Consider the following 18,106-nt stretch of genomic DNA (forward strand, 5'->3'; position numbering starts at 1 on the left):
AATCTTCTTAGTTTAGGGTTGTACATTATTTTGAGTTGATGCCCATAGCAACATTGAACTTGTCTAACTTGCCAGCCAGCTGTTCCATATCGTGTTCTATCTTCTTGTTGGTTATACGGGCATAAATTTGTGTAGTTTTAATGTTGGTATGTCCCAGCATCTTCGACACGCTTTCCATAGGAACGCCCTTGCTGAGCGACATGGTCGCAAATGTATGTCGGGCAAGATGGAAGGTCAGATTCTTCTTGACACCGCAAAGGTCGGCAATTTCTTTTAAATATGCGTTGGTTTTCTGATTCGTTAGGATGGGAAATAGTTTGCCGTCCCGATAGGTCTTATGACTGTACTTGGCAATGATAGTCTTGGGAATGTCAAGCAATAAAACATTTGTCTCCACACTTGTTTTCTGCCTCTTGGTCATAATCCACTGCTTATCGTCAAGCGTAACGATGTTGTCCGGCGTAAGGTTGGACACGTCTATATATGCCAGACCTGTAAAGCAAGAGAAGATGAAAACATCCCTTACCAGTTCCAGGCGATGGATACCGAAATCTTTGTTGGCAATCTTCATGATTTCCTCGTCCGTAAGGAAGCCACGGTTTACCGGCTCCAAGTGGAAACGATGATTGAGGAATGGGTCGTGAAGAAGATAGCCACGCTTTTGCGCATAGATGGTCACGGTTTTCAGTGCCTTCAATTTCTTGACTGATGTGTTATAGGCACACCCAGCCGCCGTACTCAGATATAACTCAAAATCCTGTACTACGGATGGCGTGAACTCTGCCAGTCCAATATCTTTCTTCCCATACTTATAGATAAGGAATTCTGCGAAATGCCTTCTTAAAACGCTGTACTTTTGCAGGCTGTCCTTGCTGATGGTATGTCCGACACGCTGTCTGACATCTTCGTTGAACTTGTCGAATATAGGGAGAAAGGTCGTGTACTCCCTGTCTTTCCCGACAAAGAATGAGCGGATTTTATCCAATGACAAGGATTCATCATCCTCGAATTTGTGGTAAATGTTATTCAGCATTGTGGAAATGGAGTCCAATGCGGCATTAGCGGATAAGGCTTCTGCCGTCCGACCTTTGAGCCTGCTGGTAGTGTTATTCCACAGCGACTTGTCCACGAATATTTTCGTAGATCCGAAATTAGCCATCTCTCCGTTAAGGAATACTCGGAGCATTACAGGCGACTTTCCTTCTTTGTTCTCATAGTTTGAACGTAGGTAGAAGGACACCTTAAAATTTGTTCTCATAATGCATCATTCTTTTGTGTAGCACTCGGCTGCAAAGTTAATACTTAATACATTGAAAAAGAAAGAGTTGACGCCGTCAATATGGTATTCAAAATCCCGTCACTGCTACATTTTTTGCTACTGCAATTTTTGTGTAGCAGTAAGTGTAGCAGAATTTGACCGAAAGATGACTGTCAAAATATAGGATTATGCCGTCAGGCAATGGAGGTATATACAAAGAAAAATCGTTGTAAAACCTTAATTTTACAACGATTAGCTAATTTTTGAAGGCTAAATTGACAACCCTTGTGAAGACCTTTTAAAGCCTATTAGCGGAGAGACAGGGATTCGAACCCCGGGAACCTTGCAGTTCAACGGTTTTCAAGACCGCCGCTATCGACCACTCAGCCACCTCTCCAAACCCTTTCGGATTACTTTCTCGTGCGAAAGCGGTGCAAAGATACGACTTTTATTTGTATCTACAACTTTTTTAAAGAAAAATTTTTCTATTGAACTATTTTTATGGTAAGAATCGCTTATCATACCTCGCAGTGAGGAAATTACATTTTAACAGGTACACGGAAAGCAGGGACGCTGTCTTATTATATCTCCTTTATTATATACCTACATTTGTAATTTCCTCACTATTCATAGAGGTATTGCAATATGCTTTGAGAATAGCACACGCGGGGAATCATTCCTTTGTCCATCCCTTGAGATCACTCTTTGTAGGACCGGCTATCTTTATGGCGGATTTCCATTTTAACGTTTTTCCCGTGAATGTCTTGGTATAGGTATCGGTGCCGTTAGTCAATGTAAAGGTAGGATTGGGAACTCCCCCAATTTTCACACTCCCAATAAAATAATAGCCATCCGATGCCGGATGTCCCGTGATGGTATCACCATAATCACCACTGCCAGCATAGGAGACACTCAGGTAGTTTGTATTTATACAGGGGAAAAGTTTATTGAGCATATCCTGTTCACTCAGTTTCCATGTTCCCTTGGCTAACCCTGTAACCGTGATTTTGACGATAGAAGAATTTATTCCCAACGTTAAATTCAGTCGGATGGTCTTCGTTTTATCGTCCACCGTATAAGGTTGCTCTGATGCCACCAAGATGTCCGGTACAGGTATTGAGTCCCATACGAAAAAATCTTTGCCCCAAGACGGAATTTTCGGCTCCGTTGTGACTCCGTCTATCCAAACAGCGGCACATCGTTTCTCGTCAGCCGTAACAATCTGATCGTTGGTCAGTGTCCCTGTGCATGAAGGCGTCCACTCCGTCCCGTCGTACGTCAATTTAAGCACACCGTTCATATTATCTTTAAATCCTACCCATACCACGTCGCCGTTTACAAACGTCTGTTTCACCGCGCGCGTTTCCGCTGCTCCGGCAGCCTGCTCGGTTGTTATGTTCACTTCAAACCGATATTGCTCATCCGTCTGCCGGGTTACTTCTTCCTCACTCGAGCAACTGCACAGCAAGGCTGTGCATGCCATCAAAGTTCCTAATGTCTTCTTCATTGTCTTTGCGATTTTAATGTTTTGTTTTGATTCTGTAATCACTTTCCATCAGACCTGCTGCGAGGTCAATCGGGAGATTCACGGCAAGCATTTAGCCCCAATCTTCTTCCTCAATAGGTTCGATACTTAAACTGGTAGATAAAATGGCTCCGACTGCTTGCAGGAGCACTACGGTGCAGCAAGGGGATTGATACTCCGCGTTTTTCACGTCTTGTAAATCTTTCATAAAAGTAGATATTGTTAAATGAATAATCGTTTGTACCTTCTGACTATCTTTCCCTACCCTGCTCCTACTTCTTTCGGAAAAGGTATAAAAAGCATAAGAAGTCCGTAAAAATACAAACAATTCCGGTTTTACCCCCCCATTTAGTTAAATAAGGTTAATAAATAAAACTAATAAGATTGAAACATTTCGTAGACGGGTAAAGAGAGAGAGAAAAGAAATTAAGTTCAGGCGACCGTACGACTTTATAACCTTAAACTGACGGTTCAACAACGTCGTCAAGAGAGCTTTAAAAAGTGATGCGTATGAACTGCTCAACTCATGCGGACGAGTTGCCCGGTTCATGCGGATGAGTTACTCAACTCATGCTGATGAGTTTGCCAATTCATGCGTATGAGTTTATCCGTTCATGCGTATCGAATCAGCAGCTTATATAATTGACTTTTAAATCGGTCGCGTAACCATATAAAAAGAGATTCTGAGATACCGGGCATCTTGTTTTAATTCACCGGACTTGCATTAAAATATACAAATGATAATTTTATAATTAAACTCCTTTACACTATCTTTGCAACATTAATATGAAGGAATTATGAAAAAGAATATTATCCTGTCACTTCTTCTGTTGATTTGCGTAACCATCTCAGCGCAGATGCCAAAGCCGGTTCAGTTTATCACATCGCTCAAGAATATATCGGACAATGAAATTCAAATTCAATTTAAAGGAACCATCGAGAATGGTTGGCATGTTTATTCTACGGATTTGCCGAATGGCGGTCCCATCTCCGCTACTTTCAATACAGATAAACTGGAAGGTGCCCGACTCAATGGAAAGTTAAAACATGCAGGCAATGAAATAGAAAAGTTCGACCAAGTATTCGAAATGAAATTACGCTACTTTGAAAAAGAAGTCATTTTCACTCAAAATATTCAACTCACCTCTCCTATTTATCATATAGAAGGCTATTTGGAATATGGTGCTTGCAATGACGAGACTTGCCTGCCTCCAACCGAAGTTCCATTCAACTATTCAGGTAAAGGAATAAATGCATCCGACCAGCCAATGGCCGGTGAAAAAGAAGTAACCAAAGACATTACGTCTGCCGACAGCATAAAAGCAGAGACTTTACCTGTTGCAAAAACAGCAGATACGGATAATCGGTGGCAATCGGTAGTGAAAGAACTTCAAGCATTCGGCAAACAGCAAGCCTCACAAAATCATTCATGGATATACATTTTCCTTGCCGGACTGGCAGGTGGTTTAATCGCGTTATTCACACCTTGTGTATGGCCTATTATCCCGATGACCGTCAGCTTCTTCCTGAAACGGGCGAAAGATAAGAAGAAAGGCATAAGAGACGCGGTTATATACGGCATTTCTATTGTTGTTATTTATGTTACATTAGGAATTGTCATTACGCTGCTTTTCGGAGGAAACGCACTGAACGCACTGTCTACCAACGCGATATTCAACTTATTCTTGTTTGCCTTACTGATTGTCTTTGCCGCTTCCTTCTTCGGAGGATTCGACCTTACGCTTCCGTCGAAATGGAATAACGCAGTCGATAATAAAGCAGAGCAAACCGGCGGACTACTCAGCATTTTCCTCATGGCATTTACGCTGGTACTCGTTTCTTTTTCATGTACGGCGCCGGTAATCGGACTGTTGCTTGCCGGAGTTTCTACCACCGGTAACATGATTGCGCCCATTATCGGCATGCTCGGATTCGCTATTGCCTTAGCCCTTCCATTCACCATCTTTGCCCTCTTCCCTTCGTGGTTGAAATCAATGCCGAAGTCGGGAGGTTGGATGAATGTTGTAAAGGTCGTGCTCGGATTTATAGAGTTAGCGTTCTCGCTCAAGTTCCTATCGGTTGCCGACTTAGCTTACGGCTGGCACCTGCTCGACCGTGAAACGTTCCTTGCTTTATGGATAGTCACCTTTGCTTTGCTCGGACTTTATCTGTTGAACATCATCAAGTTCCCGCACGATGACGACGAGACACATACCTCTGTTCCACGCTTTTTCATGGCTTTGGTTTCATTGGCCTTCGCCATTTATATGATTCCGGGACTTTGGGGAGCGCCATTGAAAGCGGTCAGCGCGTTTGCCCCCCCCATGACTACTCAGGATTTCAACTTAAACAATAAAGTAGTTCATGCAAAATTCGACGATTTCGATGCCGGAATGGACTATGCAAAAGAAAACGGAAAACCTGTAATGATAGACTTTACCGGATACGGATGTGTGAATTGCCGAAAGATGGAAGCTGCTGTTTGGACCGATCCACGCGTGTACAGTTTAATCAATGACGATTATGTTTTAATATCTTTATATGTAGATAATAAAAAGAAACTGCCTGAGCCGATTAAAGTAACAGAGAATGGAAAAGAACGGACACTTCGCACGGTAGGTGACAAATGGAGTCATTTACAAATGACCAAGTTCGGAGCACTGACTCAACCATTCTACGTATTGATAGACAATAACGGAAAGCCATTAAACAAATCGTATTCGTACGACGAAGATATTAACAAATACCTTGAATTTTTACAGACCGGCTTGAATAATTACAAGTCGGGCAAGTAATCTTTATATACATGAAAAAACAAGAGAGAGAAAAGATTATTTCACTGATAAACAAAGAAGTAGTTCCGGCTATCGGTTGCACAGAACCTATTGCCGTCGCGCTTTGCGTAGCTAAAGCAACAGAGACGTTAAACAAACATCCCGATAAAATTCAAGTTCTACTCAGCGCGAATATTTTAAAGAACGCTATGGGGGTGGGAATACCCGGAACAGGAATGATAGGTTTACCCATTGCCATAGCGTTAGGCGCGCTCATCGGAAAGTCGGAATACGGGCTCGAAGTGCTGAAAGATTGTACTCCGGCTTCAGTGAAAGAAGGTAAAAAGATGATTGCAGATAATATCATCTGCATCGGTCTGAAAGAAAATATCACGGAAAAGCTCTATATTGAAGTAACTTGCGATTCAGGTGAAGACCACGCGAAAGCAATCATATCCGGCGGACATACCAACTTTATTTACGCAGCATATAATAATAAGGTATTACTGGATAAAAAGCAGAAAGCCTCATCCGAAGCGAAAGATGATGATATTCAACTAACATTCAGAAAGGTGTATGAATTTGCCACTACCGCCCCACTGGATGAAATTCGCTTTATGCTTGAATCGGGCGAAATGAATAAAAAAGCAGCGGAGCAATCGTTCAAAGGAACGTTTGGACACCAATTGGGATGTATCTTGAAAGACAGCGAATTGAAGCAAAAAATCCTCGGAAGAAATACGTTCTCTGAAATACTCTCCTACACTTCTGCCGCATGCGATGCCCGAATGGCAGGAGCAATGATTCCGGTAATGAGTAATTCGGGCAGTGGCAATCAAGGCATTACAGCTACTTTACCTGTCATGATTTACGCGAAAAACAACCAAAAATCGGAAGAAGAACTCATTCGTGCGCTCACACTCAGTAACCTCACCGTTATCTATATCAAACAAAGCTTAGGACGTTTGTCAGCACTTTGTGGTTGTGTGGTTGCTTCCACAGGCTCAAGCTGCGGAGTCACTTATCTGATGGGAGGCACGTACGAACAGATTACGTATGCCATTAAAAATATGATTGGCAATATTACCGGCATGATTTGCGATGGAGCTAAACCAAGCTGCGCGCTGAAAGTGACAAGCGGAACATCTACCGCGATGCTCTCCGCGCTTTTAGCAATGGAAAATCAATGTGTCACTTCCGTCGAAGGGATTATTGATGATGATGTGGACAAAACTATCCGTAACCTGACGCAAATAGGAAAAGACGCTATGTGTGAGACCGATAAGCTGGTACTTAATATCATGACACATAAACATTGCGACTAAATAAAATAATGAAAAAGCTTACCGATAAAGAATACATACAAGAACTTATTGCGGAAGGAGAACATGAGCATCAAGATTTTAAGTTTGAAATCTCGGACGCACGAAAAATCGCAAAAAGTTTCTCTGCGTTCGCGAATACAAAAGGCGGACGACTGTTGGTAGGCGTAAAAGATAACGGGAAAATCGCGGGAGTTCGTTCAGAAGAAGAGATTTATATGATTCAGGCAGCGGCTTCCATGTATTGCCAGCCCAAAATCTCCATTAAGACGAAACCATTTAATGTAGAAGGAAAGACTGTATTGGAAGTTGACATCGAAGAGTCACCCATAAAGCCTGTCTACGCGCTTGATGAACAGAATAAACCTTGGGCATACGTTAGAATTAAAGATGAGAACATTCAGGCAACCATTGTCCACATGAAAGTCTGGCAACAAATCAAAGCCCCGAATGGAACACTGCTCACATTTACCGAAAAAGAAGAATTACTACTCCGTGAGCTCAAAGAAAGAAGACGGATTTCCCTGTCGCAATGCTGTAAACTCTGCAAATTGAATCGGCAAAAAGCAACAGATTTATTGGCCGACTTTATTCGTTTCGGCATTATCTCGCCTATCTTTGTCAACCATCATTTTATGTACGAATGGAATAAAAAGGAGTTATAAAAGAAATTCTAATGCTTTCTGCCCTGAATTCTTATATTATAATAAGGTAATACTTCCCAAAGTTTTACTATCTTTGCGACTATAAAAGAAAAAAAGAATATTAATTATGGGTATCATAGATTCTATTAAGCGTCTCTTAGGTAAAAAGAATACTGAAGAAACAACCAAAGTTGGTGGCATGGAAGATTTCATGACACTGATTCGTGTATATTATCAGTCGGTCATGGCAAGTAATTTGGGCATTACCAACATCAACTTCCTTCCCGACTTGGCCGTATTCAAACGTACATTGAAAGTCCCAACCTCCAATAACAAGTTAGGCTTAGCAGAGAAATCACGTTGTAAGAAAATGTTGATTGATATCTATGGAATCAACAACAAATTCTTCTCAGAAATAGACGCGTCCATTAAAAAGAATTGCCACAATCCTAATGACATTCAGAGCTACCTCTATATGTTTCAGGGATTTAGCAACGATCTGATGATGGTTATCGGCAACCTGATGCAATGGAAATTCCGAATGCCAAGCGCCATGAAAAAGACACTCCGTGCTATGACGGAAAAGACCATTAACGATATTATGACAAAGAACGACTTTAAAGATGCCGGTGTTACCAAGACTGCCCGCAACATCCGTACATATATTAGCAAATTGAACTACTCAGAAGCCTGGATGACAGAATATGCTTACAACATTGTCATGCTGGCAAAGAAAGAACCGAAACCTAAAGAACCAAAAGATACGAAATAATGGATGTAGAGCAACATCCGTTTAAACCGTTTCTCCCTGTAAACGCACAACTGCTGATGCTTGGGAGTTTCCCTCCACAGCCTAAACGGTGGAAGATGAATTTTTATTATCCGAATTTCATCAATGATATGTGGCGTATCTTCGGACTCATCTTCTTTGGAGACAAAAATCACTTCATTATTCCCGATCAAAAAATATTCGACGAACAACATCTCATTCAGTTTCTCAATGAAAAAGGTGTCGCACTCTTTGATACGGCCATGACCATCCGCCGCCTGAAGGATAATGCTTCGGATAAATTCTTGGAAATTGTTCAACCTACGGACATCCCCGATCTATTGGAAAAGATTCCACAATGCAAAGCCATCGTTACAACCGGCGAGAAAGCAACAGAAACATTGCAAACGCAAATACAAGTCGCGATTCCAAAGGTGGGAACATACGAGACCTTCCGGTTTAACAATAAAGAAATGCGACTCTACCGAATGCCTTCATCCAGCAGAGCATATCCAATGAGTGTGGAAAACAAGGCAAATATCTACCGGAAAATGTTCGAAGATTTAGAAATGCTTTAAGTCCAAAAGGCTAATCAATTCATCCTCAAAAACTTTTTTAACAAGATTTTCTGAAATTCTTAAAAAAATATTTCTTTATTTGACTTCAACCATTTATATTTGTATAGAATTTTGGTTTAAATGGCTGAAAAGAATAAAAATCTATTATCAACTTTCGAATCAAGACTTCGACAACTCATTCATTTATATGAAGAGTTACAAAAAGAAAACGAAAGTCTTAAGCAACTTCTCGTAAAAAAAGACGAAGAAGTTAGTATGTTAGCGGATAGTAAAAAAGATTTGGAAGCCATGTATACCAACCTTCGAATAGCCAAGACAATCGGTATTCATGATCAGGATATTACTGAAACAAGAAAACGATTGTCAAAGCTTGTGCGTGAAGTTGACCGCTGCATCGCTTTATTGAATGAATAACAACCCTAATAAAACGATTGAGATGGACGACAATATGTTAAAAATAAATTTACTGATTGACAACGACAATTACCCTATGAGAATTCGTCGCAATGACGAAATCTTTTATCGTGAAGCTGCCAAACAGATTAATTATAAACTAAACAGGTATCGCACCCTTTACCCACAAATGAACGATAAAAGACATTGGGCAATGGCTGCGTTAGAATTGGCATTTGAGAGTGCTTCTCTGAAAAGCTCTACAGATGTAAAGCCGTATGAGGAGAAACTTGAGGAACTGACAAATTTGATAGACAAATTTATCAAATAATCACCTGTTTCGTTACATATTTAGAAATTACACGCACATCCTAAAAGGAAAGGACCATAACCTTAACCTTTTGGAATGTGCGCTTTTTATTATATATAAATTAATAACAATGGTAACAGTAATAATTGCAGTTGTGTGCCTTATAATAGGTGCGGGAGCATCCTACTTGATCTTCAAATATGGCATGAAGAACAAAACAGCCGCTATCCTACAGGATGCACAAAATGAAGCAGAAGTCATAAAAAAGAACAAACTTCTTGAAGTAAAAGAACAATTCTTAAATAAAAAAGCTGAACTGGAAAAGGAGGTTACAGCACGTAACCAACGTATTCAGCAAGAAGTAAACAAGCTAAAACAACGTGAGCTCATGCTCAAACAGCGTCAGGAAGAAATTCAACGCAAGCGTGCTGAAACTGAAGCATACAAAACTAATCTTGATAATCAACTTATTATAATCGATAAGAAGAAAGAGGAACTTGACAAGATGCAACAGCAAGAGCGTGAAAAACTGGAAACAATTTCCGGTCTGTCGGCGGAAGAGGCTAAAGAACACTTGGTCGAGTCCATGAAGGAAGAAGCTAAAACACAAGCCCAATCGTACATCAACGATATTATAGACGACGCTAAGCTGACTGCAAATAAAGAAGCTAAGAAAATTGTCATTGAAACCATACAACGAGTTGCCAGTGAAACAGCTATCGAGAACTCTGTCACTGTATTCCACATTGATAACGATGAAGTCAAAGGACGAATCATCGGGCGTGAAGGACGTAATATCCGTGCTCTTGAAGCAGCTACAGGTGTCGAAATCGTTGTCGATGATACACCGGAAGCTATCGTTCTCTCCGCTTTCGACCCTGTTCGCCGTGAGATTGCCCGCTTAGCCTTACACCAATTGGTAACCGATGGACGTATCCATCCGGCTCGTATCGAGGAGGTGGTTGCCAAAGTGAAAAAACAAGTTGAAGATGAAATTATTGAAACAGGTAAACGTACGACGATCGATTTAGGTATTCATGGTTTGCATCCTGAGCTGATTCGCATTATCGGAAAGATGAAATACCGTTCTTCCTATGGTCAGAACTTATTGCAACATGCTCGCGAAACTGCTAATCTTTGTGCTATCATGGCTTCTGAATTAGGTTTGAACCCGAAGAAAGCAAAACGCGCCGGTCTGTTACACGATATAGGTAAGGTTCCTGATGACGAACCGGAATTGCCACACGCGCTGCTCGGTATGAAACTCGCGGAAAAGTATAAAGAGAAACCGGAAATCTGCAATGCTATCGGTGCTCACCATGATGAAGTTGAGATGACTACGTTGCTTGCTCCCATCGTTCAAGTCTGTGATGCTATCTCAGGTGCTCGTCCGGGGGCACGTCGCGAAATTGTTGAAGCATATATTAAACGATTGAACGACTTAGAGCAATTAGCGATGTCTTACCCCGGTGTTACCAAAACGTATGCTATTCAAGCCGGACGTGAACTCCGCGTCATAGTTGGCGCTGACAAAATCGATGATAAGGAAACTGAACAACTTTCCGGCGAAATAGCTAAGAAGATTCAGGACGAGATGACTTATCCGGGACAAGTTAAAATCACTGTTATCCGTGAGACTCGTTCCGTAAGCTACGCAAAATAATATTATTACATTTATAGAATCCCTCCCGTCTATTATAAAGTCGGAGGGATTATTTTTTAAATCTAATTTATATGAAAAGAATTTTCCATCTATCGTTTGTTTGCTGTCTACTTATATTAGTATGCAGTTGTGCAAATCAATCGGAGAAACTGGAACGTGACAATGATTTCAATGCCGATTGGACTTTCCAATTAGGAAATGACTCTTCTGCCATCAGTCCGGATTTTGATGATTCCGGTTGGCGTAAATTAAACCTCCCCCACGATTGGGCTATCGAAGGTGACTTCAGCAAAGACAATCCGTCAGGTACATCAGGTGGAGCACTCCCGGGAGGTATCGGTTGGTATAGAAAAACATTCTCCGTTGCCAACAAAGAATTAAAGTATTACATCTACTTCGAAGGCGTTTACATGAACTCCACTGTCTATCTGAACGGTCAAAAGTTAGGTTCCCGACCTTATGGCTATATCTCATTCAGTTACGATATGACTCCATATCTGAAGTTTAACGAAAAAAATGTTTTGGTTGTCAAAGTAGATAACGAAAAGCAACCAAACTCCCGGTGGTATTCGGGCTGTGGCATTTACCGTCCGGTTCATCTGATGGCGGTTAATCCTGTCCATATCGCCCAATGGGGAACATACGTTACAGCTGAAAAAGTTTCGGAACAAAGTGCCACACTGACTATCCGCGCTACCATAGAAAATGCCATGAAAGCGGAAAAAAATATATCAACTGACGTTTCCATTAAAGTACATACCATAGTGCAAAATAAGGATGGACAAACGGTTGCGGAGGTTTCTTCCGATAACCGGAATATCCTTTCCGGACAAAGCCAAGAGATTGTTCAGGAACTCAACATAGCCAATCCAACACTCTGGAACATAGACAATCCGTATATGTATAATATAAAGACTGAATTATGTGCTTATGATGACAATCGTATCATTGACACCTATAATACACCTTTCGGCATCCGTACATTCGAGTTTAGTGCAGAGAAAGGATTCATTCTCAACGGAAAACAAATAAAAATTAACGGAGTATGCCTGCATCACGACTTGGGTTCATTGGGCGCCGCGTTTAATACACGTGCTATGGAAGCTCACTTAGAGATGTTGAAAGAAATGGGATGCAACGGAATACGCTGTTCACATAATCCGCCCGCGCCGGAAATGCTCGACCTTTGCGACCGCATGGGCTTTATCGTTATGGATGAAACTTTTGATATGTGGTATCTAAAGAAAACAAAATACGATTACGGAAATTATTTCGAAGAATGGTATGAACAAGATATGACAGACCTACTGCTCCGCGACAGAAATCATCCGTCGGTATTTATGTGGAGCATCGGTAACGAGGTGCGTGAACAGAATACCCGTAGAGGTGAAGAGGATAATCTGTCGGAAACAGAAGTTAACTTCGCGCTCAACTTTCCTAAAGCGAATGCCGGTCTGAATAAAGAAGGTGAAGAACTAAATGTCAATGCTTTATTAACAAGAAAGTTATGCGACATCGCTAAAAAACTTGACCCAACCCGTCCTACTATTGCCGCATGTAACTATCATGGTAAGGATAACAATCTGTTCTTAGCTAACAGTCTGGATATTCTCGGGTTCAACTATGGCGAAAAAGATTATAAAGACGTGCCGAAAGAGTTTCCCGAAAAGCCTTTTGTCGTGACTGAAAGTGTATCCGGACTGGCAACCAGAGGCTATTACCGAATGCCTTCCGACTCTATGTTTATATGGCCAAAAGACTGGCGTCATCCATTCAATGACCCGTCGCTCCAATGCTCCGATTACGACAATTGTCACGTGCCTTGGGGCAGTACGCAGGAGGATACATGGCGCGAAGTGAAGAAGTATGACTTTGTGGCAGGACAATATATCTGGACCGGTTACGACTATATAGGCGAACCAACTCCATATCCATGGCCGGCCCGCAGCTCTTACTTCGGTATCATCGACTTGGCCGGCTTCCCGAAAGACATATATTATATGTATCAGTCGGAATGGCGTCCTGATAAAACCGTACTTCACCTATTCCCCCATTGGAACTGGACAGAAGGACAGGATATTGATATATGGTGCTACTATAACAATGCCGACGAAGCGGAACTATTCATTAATGGCAAATCGCAAGGCGTCAAAACAAAAGAACCGGAAATCTTCCATGTTTGGTGGCGTGTTAAATTCGAGCCGGGAACTGTCAAGGTTGTTTCACGTAAAGATGGAAAAGTGGTTGCCGAACAAGAGATTCATACAGCCGGAGCACCCGCTCAAATCCGCCTGACTCCTGACAGAACAGAAATAACTGCCGACGGAAAAGACATCAGCTATATTACCGTAGAAGTGCTTGACAAGGACGGTAACCTCTGCCCAAATGCCGATAACGACATTTCCTTTGATGTTCAAGGCTGTGGCTTTAACGCAGGCGTAGACAATGGTTGTCAAACATCCATGGAGCACTTCAAAGCCAACCATCGTAAAGCGTTTTACGGCAAATGCATGCTCACCGTTATGAGTAATGGTAAGCAAGGAACTGTCGGCATTACAGCAACAGCCGATGGTTTAAATAAAGCAACAACTACTATTCATGCAAAATAACGCGTTTCTCTACATAAAAATGGGGGGATTCATAAAGAGTCTCCCTATTTTTTATCCGTCAGTTAACCTTTTTCTATGTACAAAGAAATCGTACCACGTGCGTGATACACATGCATCACCTGCGTGAGTAACGTGCATCACGTGCGTAGTACACATGCATCACGTGCGTGGTACACATGCATCACGTGCGTGGTACACTTTTTTATCCACAATAAAAACACTAACAGATGTCCATCAAATGACTAAAAGAAAAGGCGGGTGAACCAAACGATCCATCCGCCTTCATTAATTATAGATACAATTTTTATTATGCCTTTACATATTCCGAAAAGTCAGTTAACCTCATATCACCCTTACGAGTTAAAGTATCGTGCATAGCGAATGCTGCGGGCAAATAATGGTGAGTCTGTCCGCCTTTGGCAATCTTCAGATATTCACGGAGAACCGGCTTATAATCCGGATGAGCACAATTTTCAATAATAATTTCCGCACGCTCCATCGGGCATTTGCCACGCAAATCCGCAACACCTTGTTCGGTAACGATGATATTGACATCGTGCTCAGTATGATCGATATGACTACAGAAAGGAACAATGGAACTAATCATACCTCCCTTCGCAGTTGAAGGACAAGTAAAGATACTGATGTATGCATTACGCTCAAAATCTCCGGAACCTCCGATACCATTCATCATCTTGGTTCCGCTGATATGAGTTGAGTTCGCATTACCATAAATATCACATTCCAAAGCAGTATTGATGGCGATGACACCTAAACGGCGCATTACCTCAGGAGAGTTTGAGATTTCACTTTGACGTAATGTCAGGTGATCCTTAAAATAATCCATATTATCGTACACCTGCATCAGACACTCGTTAGAAACTGTCAGAGAACAAGCAGAAGCATCCTTTACGCGACCATTCAACATCATCTCAATAACTGAGTTCTGAATAACCTCTGTATAAATGTTGAATACCGGAACGTTCTTATCATTGCCCAAAGCACCAAGAATAGCATTAGCCGTACTGCCCACACCGCTCTGCAAAGGTAAGAATGAAGACGGAATAATACCACGCTTCATATCGCTAACCAAAAACTCTGCCGTCAAATGTCCTATTTTATCGGTTAATGGGTCACTGTCCTTAAACGCACGAGCCTCATCAGGAATGTTACATTCAACAACGCCAACAATCTTCTTCGGATCAATATCAACATAAGGTTTACCGATACGGTCTCCCACATGAGTGATAGGAATTGGCTGACGATAAGGTGGGTCGAGTGGCTCGTATACGTCATGAATGAACTTAGAATTAGGATTATGAAAAGTGTTCAACTCAAGAATTACGTGCTTAGCCAAGCGAGCAGCAGTAGGACTGATACCGCCTGCGGCAGTTAAATAAGCTTTACATGAATCAGCCCCCTCGTCGATATCACTAACTTCAAGAATTGCCCAATCAACTTCTCCCATGAAACCATAACGGAGCTCCTGAGCCATCTGACTTAAATGCAAGTCATTATAAGCAATTTCATTCATATTGACATGCTTACGGAAATCAGGGTTAGTTGTATATGGAGCACGATATTTGATAGCGTGAGCATTTGCCAAGTCACCATCCGTACTCTGACCGGTTGACGCACCTGTATAGATACCAACCTGAAACGGACGTCCAGCCTGATGTTCCGTCTCAGCAATCTTTGCCAACTCTTTAGTTACTGCCTTAGCGACACCTGCAGGTGTAAATCCACTAAGCGCAATGTTCTCTCCATTCTTAATCATTAATGCAGCTTCTACTGCAGATATACGTTTGTAAGCCATATAATTAGATTAATATTATTTGAATTTTTCAACAATTGTGCAAAGGTATATCATTTTTTTTAAAGGACATTCTTTTTCTTTATAAAAAAAGTACTTAATTATCGGCTATTAAATTCTATCACACTCTTTACAGTCATCGACTCATCATCCGCTGTCAGATAAGTGATAGAATATCTCTTTCCATCCGGCTCCACATTCAAAATGATATGTCCTCCATCAAACGAGTCCTTATTAATATCACTCATCCAAATTTTACCGGCATCCTCTTCCCTGCGCTCATTAGGGAATATCCCCGGACAAATGATTCTGTCATCAGGATAAATAGAGCGGTCGGCCAACCGTTCCATCACCGGAGCCACATTATGCAATTGGTCCCAAACACAACTCACATAGACACGTGCCTGAAGAACCTCAATCAGTTTGCGTGGCATGGAATAATGTCCGTGATGATTAATCTTGGCGACATTCACTTTCTCACAAGCATCAGCAATAGCATCCTCTATTTCATATTCCGCTCCATCGGGCAATTTCCATTTATCCGAGAAATCGCCTGCGGTATAAAATTTGAACTCTCCGTATGTAAAAATCATTCCGAGACTCATTCCGTTCTCGTTCAACGTCTTCGGATGTTCTTTTGCAATGCGATCTTTATATAAGTCTTTTATAGTTCCATCAGGGTACGCAATACTCCCGTTCGCGCAAATATTACGTACCGAAAAATTTTTATATTCTGAAGGATTCTTCAACATAGCGATCTGATTCACGGCACCAAGTTTGAATTTTTCCATCTGCATTCCACGATGTTTCTGCATATATTCGTAAAAGCGCTTCATGTGCCCGACCGTTCCTCCATCTGATTCGTCATTTATCGGAATAGGATCATCATACGTTGGCCAACTTCGGTCGAAAGCCTTTCCAAAGTTCAGTGATTCTGCTGCTTGAGAGAATCCACTCAAGAAATAATCCTGTTCGTCACGTCTATCTTTCGACGCATAGAAAGTCGAACATCCGGCATGATCGGAATGATAATGCGAGAGCATCATATAATCCACGTCACTTCCCGAAGGATTTACCCGCTGCACGTAACGAGCAATCCATTCGCCCGCATGCCTGTCAGGATTAGGTAAGACAGGAACTGCTAATTTCCCCCTCCCGATAGCATTATGATCACCACAATCGAGTAACATAGTTGTTCCGTCAGGGAATATGTAAAACATTGATTCCGCTACACCTGTATAAATAAAGTGAACTTGGAATTGTCCCTTCTTCCAACCTCTCCAAGGCTTCCCTACGCTCTTATCGTTTTGCCCTGCGGCAAAGGCTCTATCAAAATCAACGAGACAAGCTAAACCTGTCCACACTGAGGTCTGAATAAATTCTCGTCTGTCCATAGTAATAAAATTGATGCGCTAAGATAAACATTTTTATTAACTTATATTCACGATAGGATTGAAATTTAAGCGATTGAAAGTTAACAATGAATAATATTTCAGTTTATCTTTGCGCAGATTATTTTTGAAGAATGAATACGAAAGACTTCTTACATCTAATCATTTTATTCATCGCCCTGACATTCGCATGTGCCGGTAAAGTCGCATGTCTTGACATTCCGCGTTTGACCGGAGAATGGAAAACAGCGGAAGCGGTTCAACATACCAAACAGGAAAAACAGACCAATGATTATGCTTTCGACTCTTTTTCACATAACAAAAACGGCGTTGCAAATATTCAAGATGTTCAAAATATTTATCGAATTTGCAACTCACGCCCACAACGTGTTCTTCCCTCTTTCAGAACAAATAAGCCTATGGGCAAAATGCCCTTATTCTATAAATACACAAAATATATAAAATCGAATGCCGCAGGTAAGTTTAAGTTGGAAACAGCCCCTTATCAAACGGAAGCCGTATGCGATTATTATGTAATTGCGTTACGACATATTTTGTGTTAGCCATAAGTATCTTTTTATCCGTCTTACTTTTCAAATTTTTATTCATAAAAAGAAACATTATTATGGCAAATATAAAAAACATGGAGATAGGTGAGGCTATCTCTAAAAATGAGCATATACTTATTAAAAGCAGTCTGTTCGGATTAAAACAGACTATAATATTCAAACCGACTCAAAGTCCTATCGACGTATTTCAATTCGAATACACCAATGAAGGCGGTGCCAAGATAGAAAAGATTTTGAGTACTCCTCCCGATAAGTTAGAAGAAGCAATCAAATCTGTCGGCAAGATAGAGCATTCACAAGTAGGTAGTATCCATGTGGAGGCGTGCATAGCTCGGGATCATCAATTTGTAGCCATCCAGCCATTCACTTACTCCGGTTTCTACTACCATCCTGTTGTAGATTTAAAAGTCTATGAAGGAAAAGAGGCTGAACTTATCGCTACATTATTCTAACGAATAAACGATTGATAAACTTGGTAACTCACTTGT

16 protein-coding genes and 1 tRNA gene are annotated in these 18,106 nt (G+C 41.3%); 11 read left to right on the forward strand and 6 right to left on the reverse strand.

Annotated elements, in window-relative coordinates; genetic code table 11:
* Nucleotides 1-25: 25 nt before the first annotated feature.
* From LO761_RS02205 to LO761_RS02220, 4 genes are all read right to left on the reverse strand, one after another.
* Nucleotides 26-1,258, reverse strand: a complete 1,233-nt coding sequence (locus LO761_RS02205) for a site-specific integrase (protein ID WP_272816686.1) — start codon at nucleotides 1,256-1,258, stop codon at nucleotides 26-28.
* A 312-nt stretch (nucleotides 1,259-1,570) separates the two neighbouring features.
* A tRNA-Ser gene (locus LO761_RS02210) sits at nucleotides 1,571-1,655 on the reverse strand.
* 276 nt (nucleotides 1,656-1,931) lie between these two features.
* Nucleotides 1,932-2,765 carry a hypothetical protein gene (locus tag LO761_RS02215; protein WP_272816687.1) on the reverse strand — a complete coding sequence of 278 codons (834 nt, stop codon included), beginning with the start codon at nucleotides 2,763-2,765 and terminating at the stop codon, nucleotides 1,932-1,934.
* A 91-nt stretch (nucleotides 2,766-2,856) separates the two neighbouring features.
* Nucleotides 2,857-2,991, reverse strand: a complete 135-nt coding sequence (locus LO761_RS02220; RefSeq protein WP_272816688.1) for a hypothetical protein — start codon at nucleotides 2,989-2,991, stop codon at nucleotides 2,857-2,859.
* A 589-nt stretch (nucleotides 2,992-3,580) separates the two neighbouring features.
* Here LO761_RS02220 and LO761_RS02225 point away from each other — a divergent pair.
* The 9 genes from LO761_RS02225 to LO761_RS02265 all read left to right on the forward strand — a co-directional run bounded on the left by LO761_RS02225 (nucleotide 3,581) and on the right by LO761_RS02265 (nucleotide 13,845).
* On the forward strand, nucleotides 3,581-5,578 hold the full coding sequence (locus LO761_RS02225; RefSeq protein WP_272816689.1) for a protein-disulfide reductase DsbD family protein: 1,998 nt from the start codon (nucleotides 3,581-3,583) through the stop codon (nucleotides 5,576-5,578).
* Nucleotides 5,579-5,589: 11 nt separating this feature from the next.
* Complete coding sequence (locus LO761_RS02230; RefSeq protein ID WP_272816690.1) at nucleotides 5,590-6,882, forward strand: L-cysteine desulfidase family protein; 1,293 nt, start codon at nucleotides 5,590-5,592, stop codon at nucleotides 6,880-6,882.
* 8 nt (nucleotides 6,883-6,890) lie between these two features.
* Nucleotides 6,891-7,544 carry an AlbA family DNA-binding domain-containing protein gene (locus tag LO761_RS02235; protein ID WP_272816691.1) on the forward strand — a complete coding sequence of 218 codons (654 nt, stop codon included), beginning with the start codon at nucleotides 6,891-6,893 and terminating at the stop codon, nucleotides 7,542-7,544.
* Nucleotides 7,545-7,650: 106 nt separating this feature from the next.
* Complete coding sequence (locus LO761_RS02240; protein WP_272816692.1) at nucleotides 7,651-8,295, forward strand: hypothetical protein; 645 nt, start codon at nucleotides 7,651-7,653, stop codon at nucleotides 8,293-8,295.
* Nucleotides 8,295-8,870, forward strand: a complete 576-nt coding sequence (locus LO761_RS02245) for a uracil-DNA glycosylase family protein (protein WP_272816693.1) — start codon at nucleotides 8,295-8,297, stop codon at nucleotides 8,868-8,870. Before LO761_RS02240 ends, LO761_RS02245 begins: the two co-directional genes overlap by 1 nt.
* A gap of 120 nt (nucleotides 8,871-8,990) precedes the next feature.
* Complete coding sequence (locus tag LO761_RS02250) at nucleotides 8,991-9,284, forward strand: hypothetical protein (protein WP_272816694.1); 294 nt, start codon at nucleotides 8,991-8,993, stop codon at nucleotides 9,282-9,284.
* Between the two features lie 22 nt (nucleotides 9,285-9,306).
* Entirely contained in the window at nucleotides 9,307-9,594 is a 288-nt protein-coding gene (locus LO761_RS02255) for a cell division protein ZapA (protein ID WP_272816695.1), read from the forward strand.
* Nucleotides 9,595-9,703: 109 nt separating this feature from the next.
* On the forward strand, nucleotides 9,704-11,236 hold the full coding sequence (gene rny, locus LO761_RS02260) for a ribonuclease Y (RefSeq protein WP_272816696.1): 1,533 nt from the start codon (nucleotides 9,704-9,706) through the stop codon (nucleotides 11,234-11,236).
* Between the two features lie 71 nt (nucleotides 11,237-11,307).
* Nucleotides 11,308-13,845 carry a glycoside hydrolase family 2 TIM barrel-domain containing protein gene (locus LO761_RS02265; protein ID WP_272816697.1) on the forward strand — a complete coding sequence of 846 codons (2,538 nt, stop codon included), beginning with the start codon at nucleotides 11,308-11,310 and terminating at the stop codon, nucleotides 13,843-13,845.
* A gap of 307 nt (nucleotides 13,846-14,152) precedes the next feature.
* Here LO761_RS02265 and LO761_RS02270 read toward each other — a convergent pair whose 3' ends face one another.
* Both LO761_RS02270 and LO761_RS02275 read right to left on the reverse strand, forming a co-directional pair.
* Entirely contained in the window at nucleotides 14,153-15,661 is a 1,509-nt protein-coding gene (locus LO761_RS02270; RefSeq protein WP_272816698.1) for a succinate CoA transferase, read from the reverse strand.
* A gap of 98 nt (nucleotides 15,662-15,759) precedes the next feature.
* The gene (locus LO761_RS02275; RefSeq protein WP_272816699.1) at nucleotides 15,760-17,052 is read right to left on the reverse strand and encodes an MBL fold metallo-hydrolase; all 1,293 of its coding nucleotides are present in this window, start codon (nucleotides 17,050-17,052) and stop codon (nucleotides 15,760-15,762) included.
* A 131-nt stretch (nucleotides 17,053-17,183) separates the two neighbouring features.
* Here LO761_RS02275 and LO761_RS02280 point away from each other — a divergent pair, with 131 nt between their 5' ends.
* Together LO761_RS02280 and LO761_RS02285 are read left to right on the forward strand one after the other, a co-directional pair.
* Nucleotides 17,184-17,612 carry a hypothetical protein gene (locus tag LO761_RS02280; RefSeq protein WP_272816700.1) on the forward strand — a complete coding sequence of 143 codons (429 nt, stop codon included), beginning with the start codon at nucleotides 17,184-17,186 and terminating at the stop codon, nucleotides 17,610-17,612.
* Nucleotides 17,613-17,674: 62 nt separating this feature from the next.
* The gene (locus LO761_RS02285; RefSeq protein WP_272816701.1) at nucleotides 17,675-18,070 is read left to right on the forward strand and encodes a hypothetical protein; all 396 of its coding nucleotides are present in this window, start codon (nucleotides 17,675-17,677) and stop codon (nucleotides 18,068-18,070) included.
* Nucleotides 18,071-18,106: the final 36 nt, after the last annotated feature.

The organism is Phocaeicola oris, assembly GCF_021295095.1.
GTDB classification, from domain to species: Bacteria; Bacteroidota; Bacteroidia; order Bacteroidales; family Bacteroidaceae; genus Phocaeicola; species Phocaeicola oris.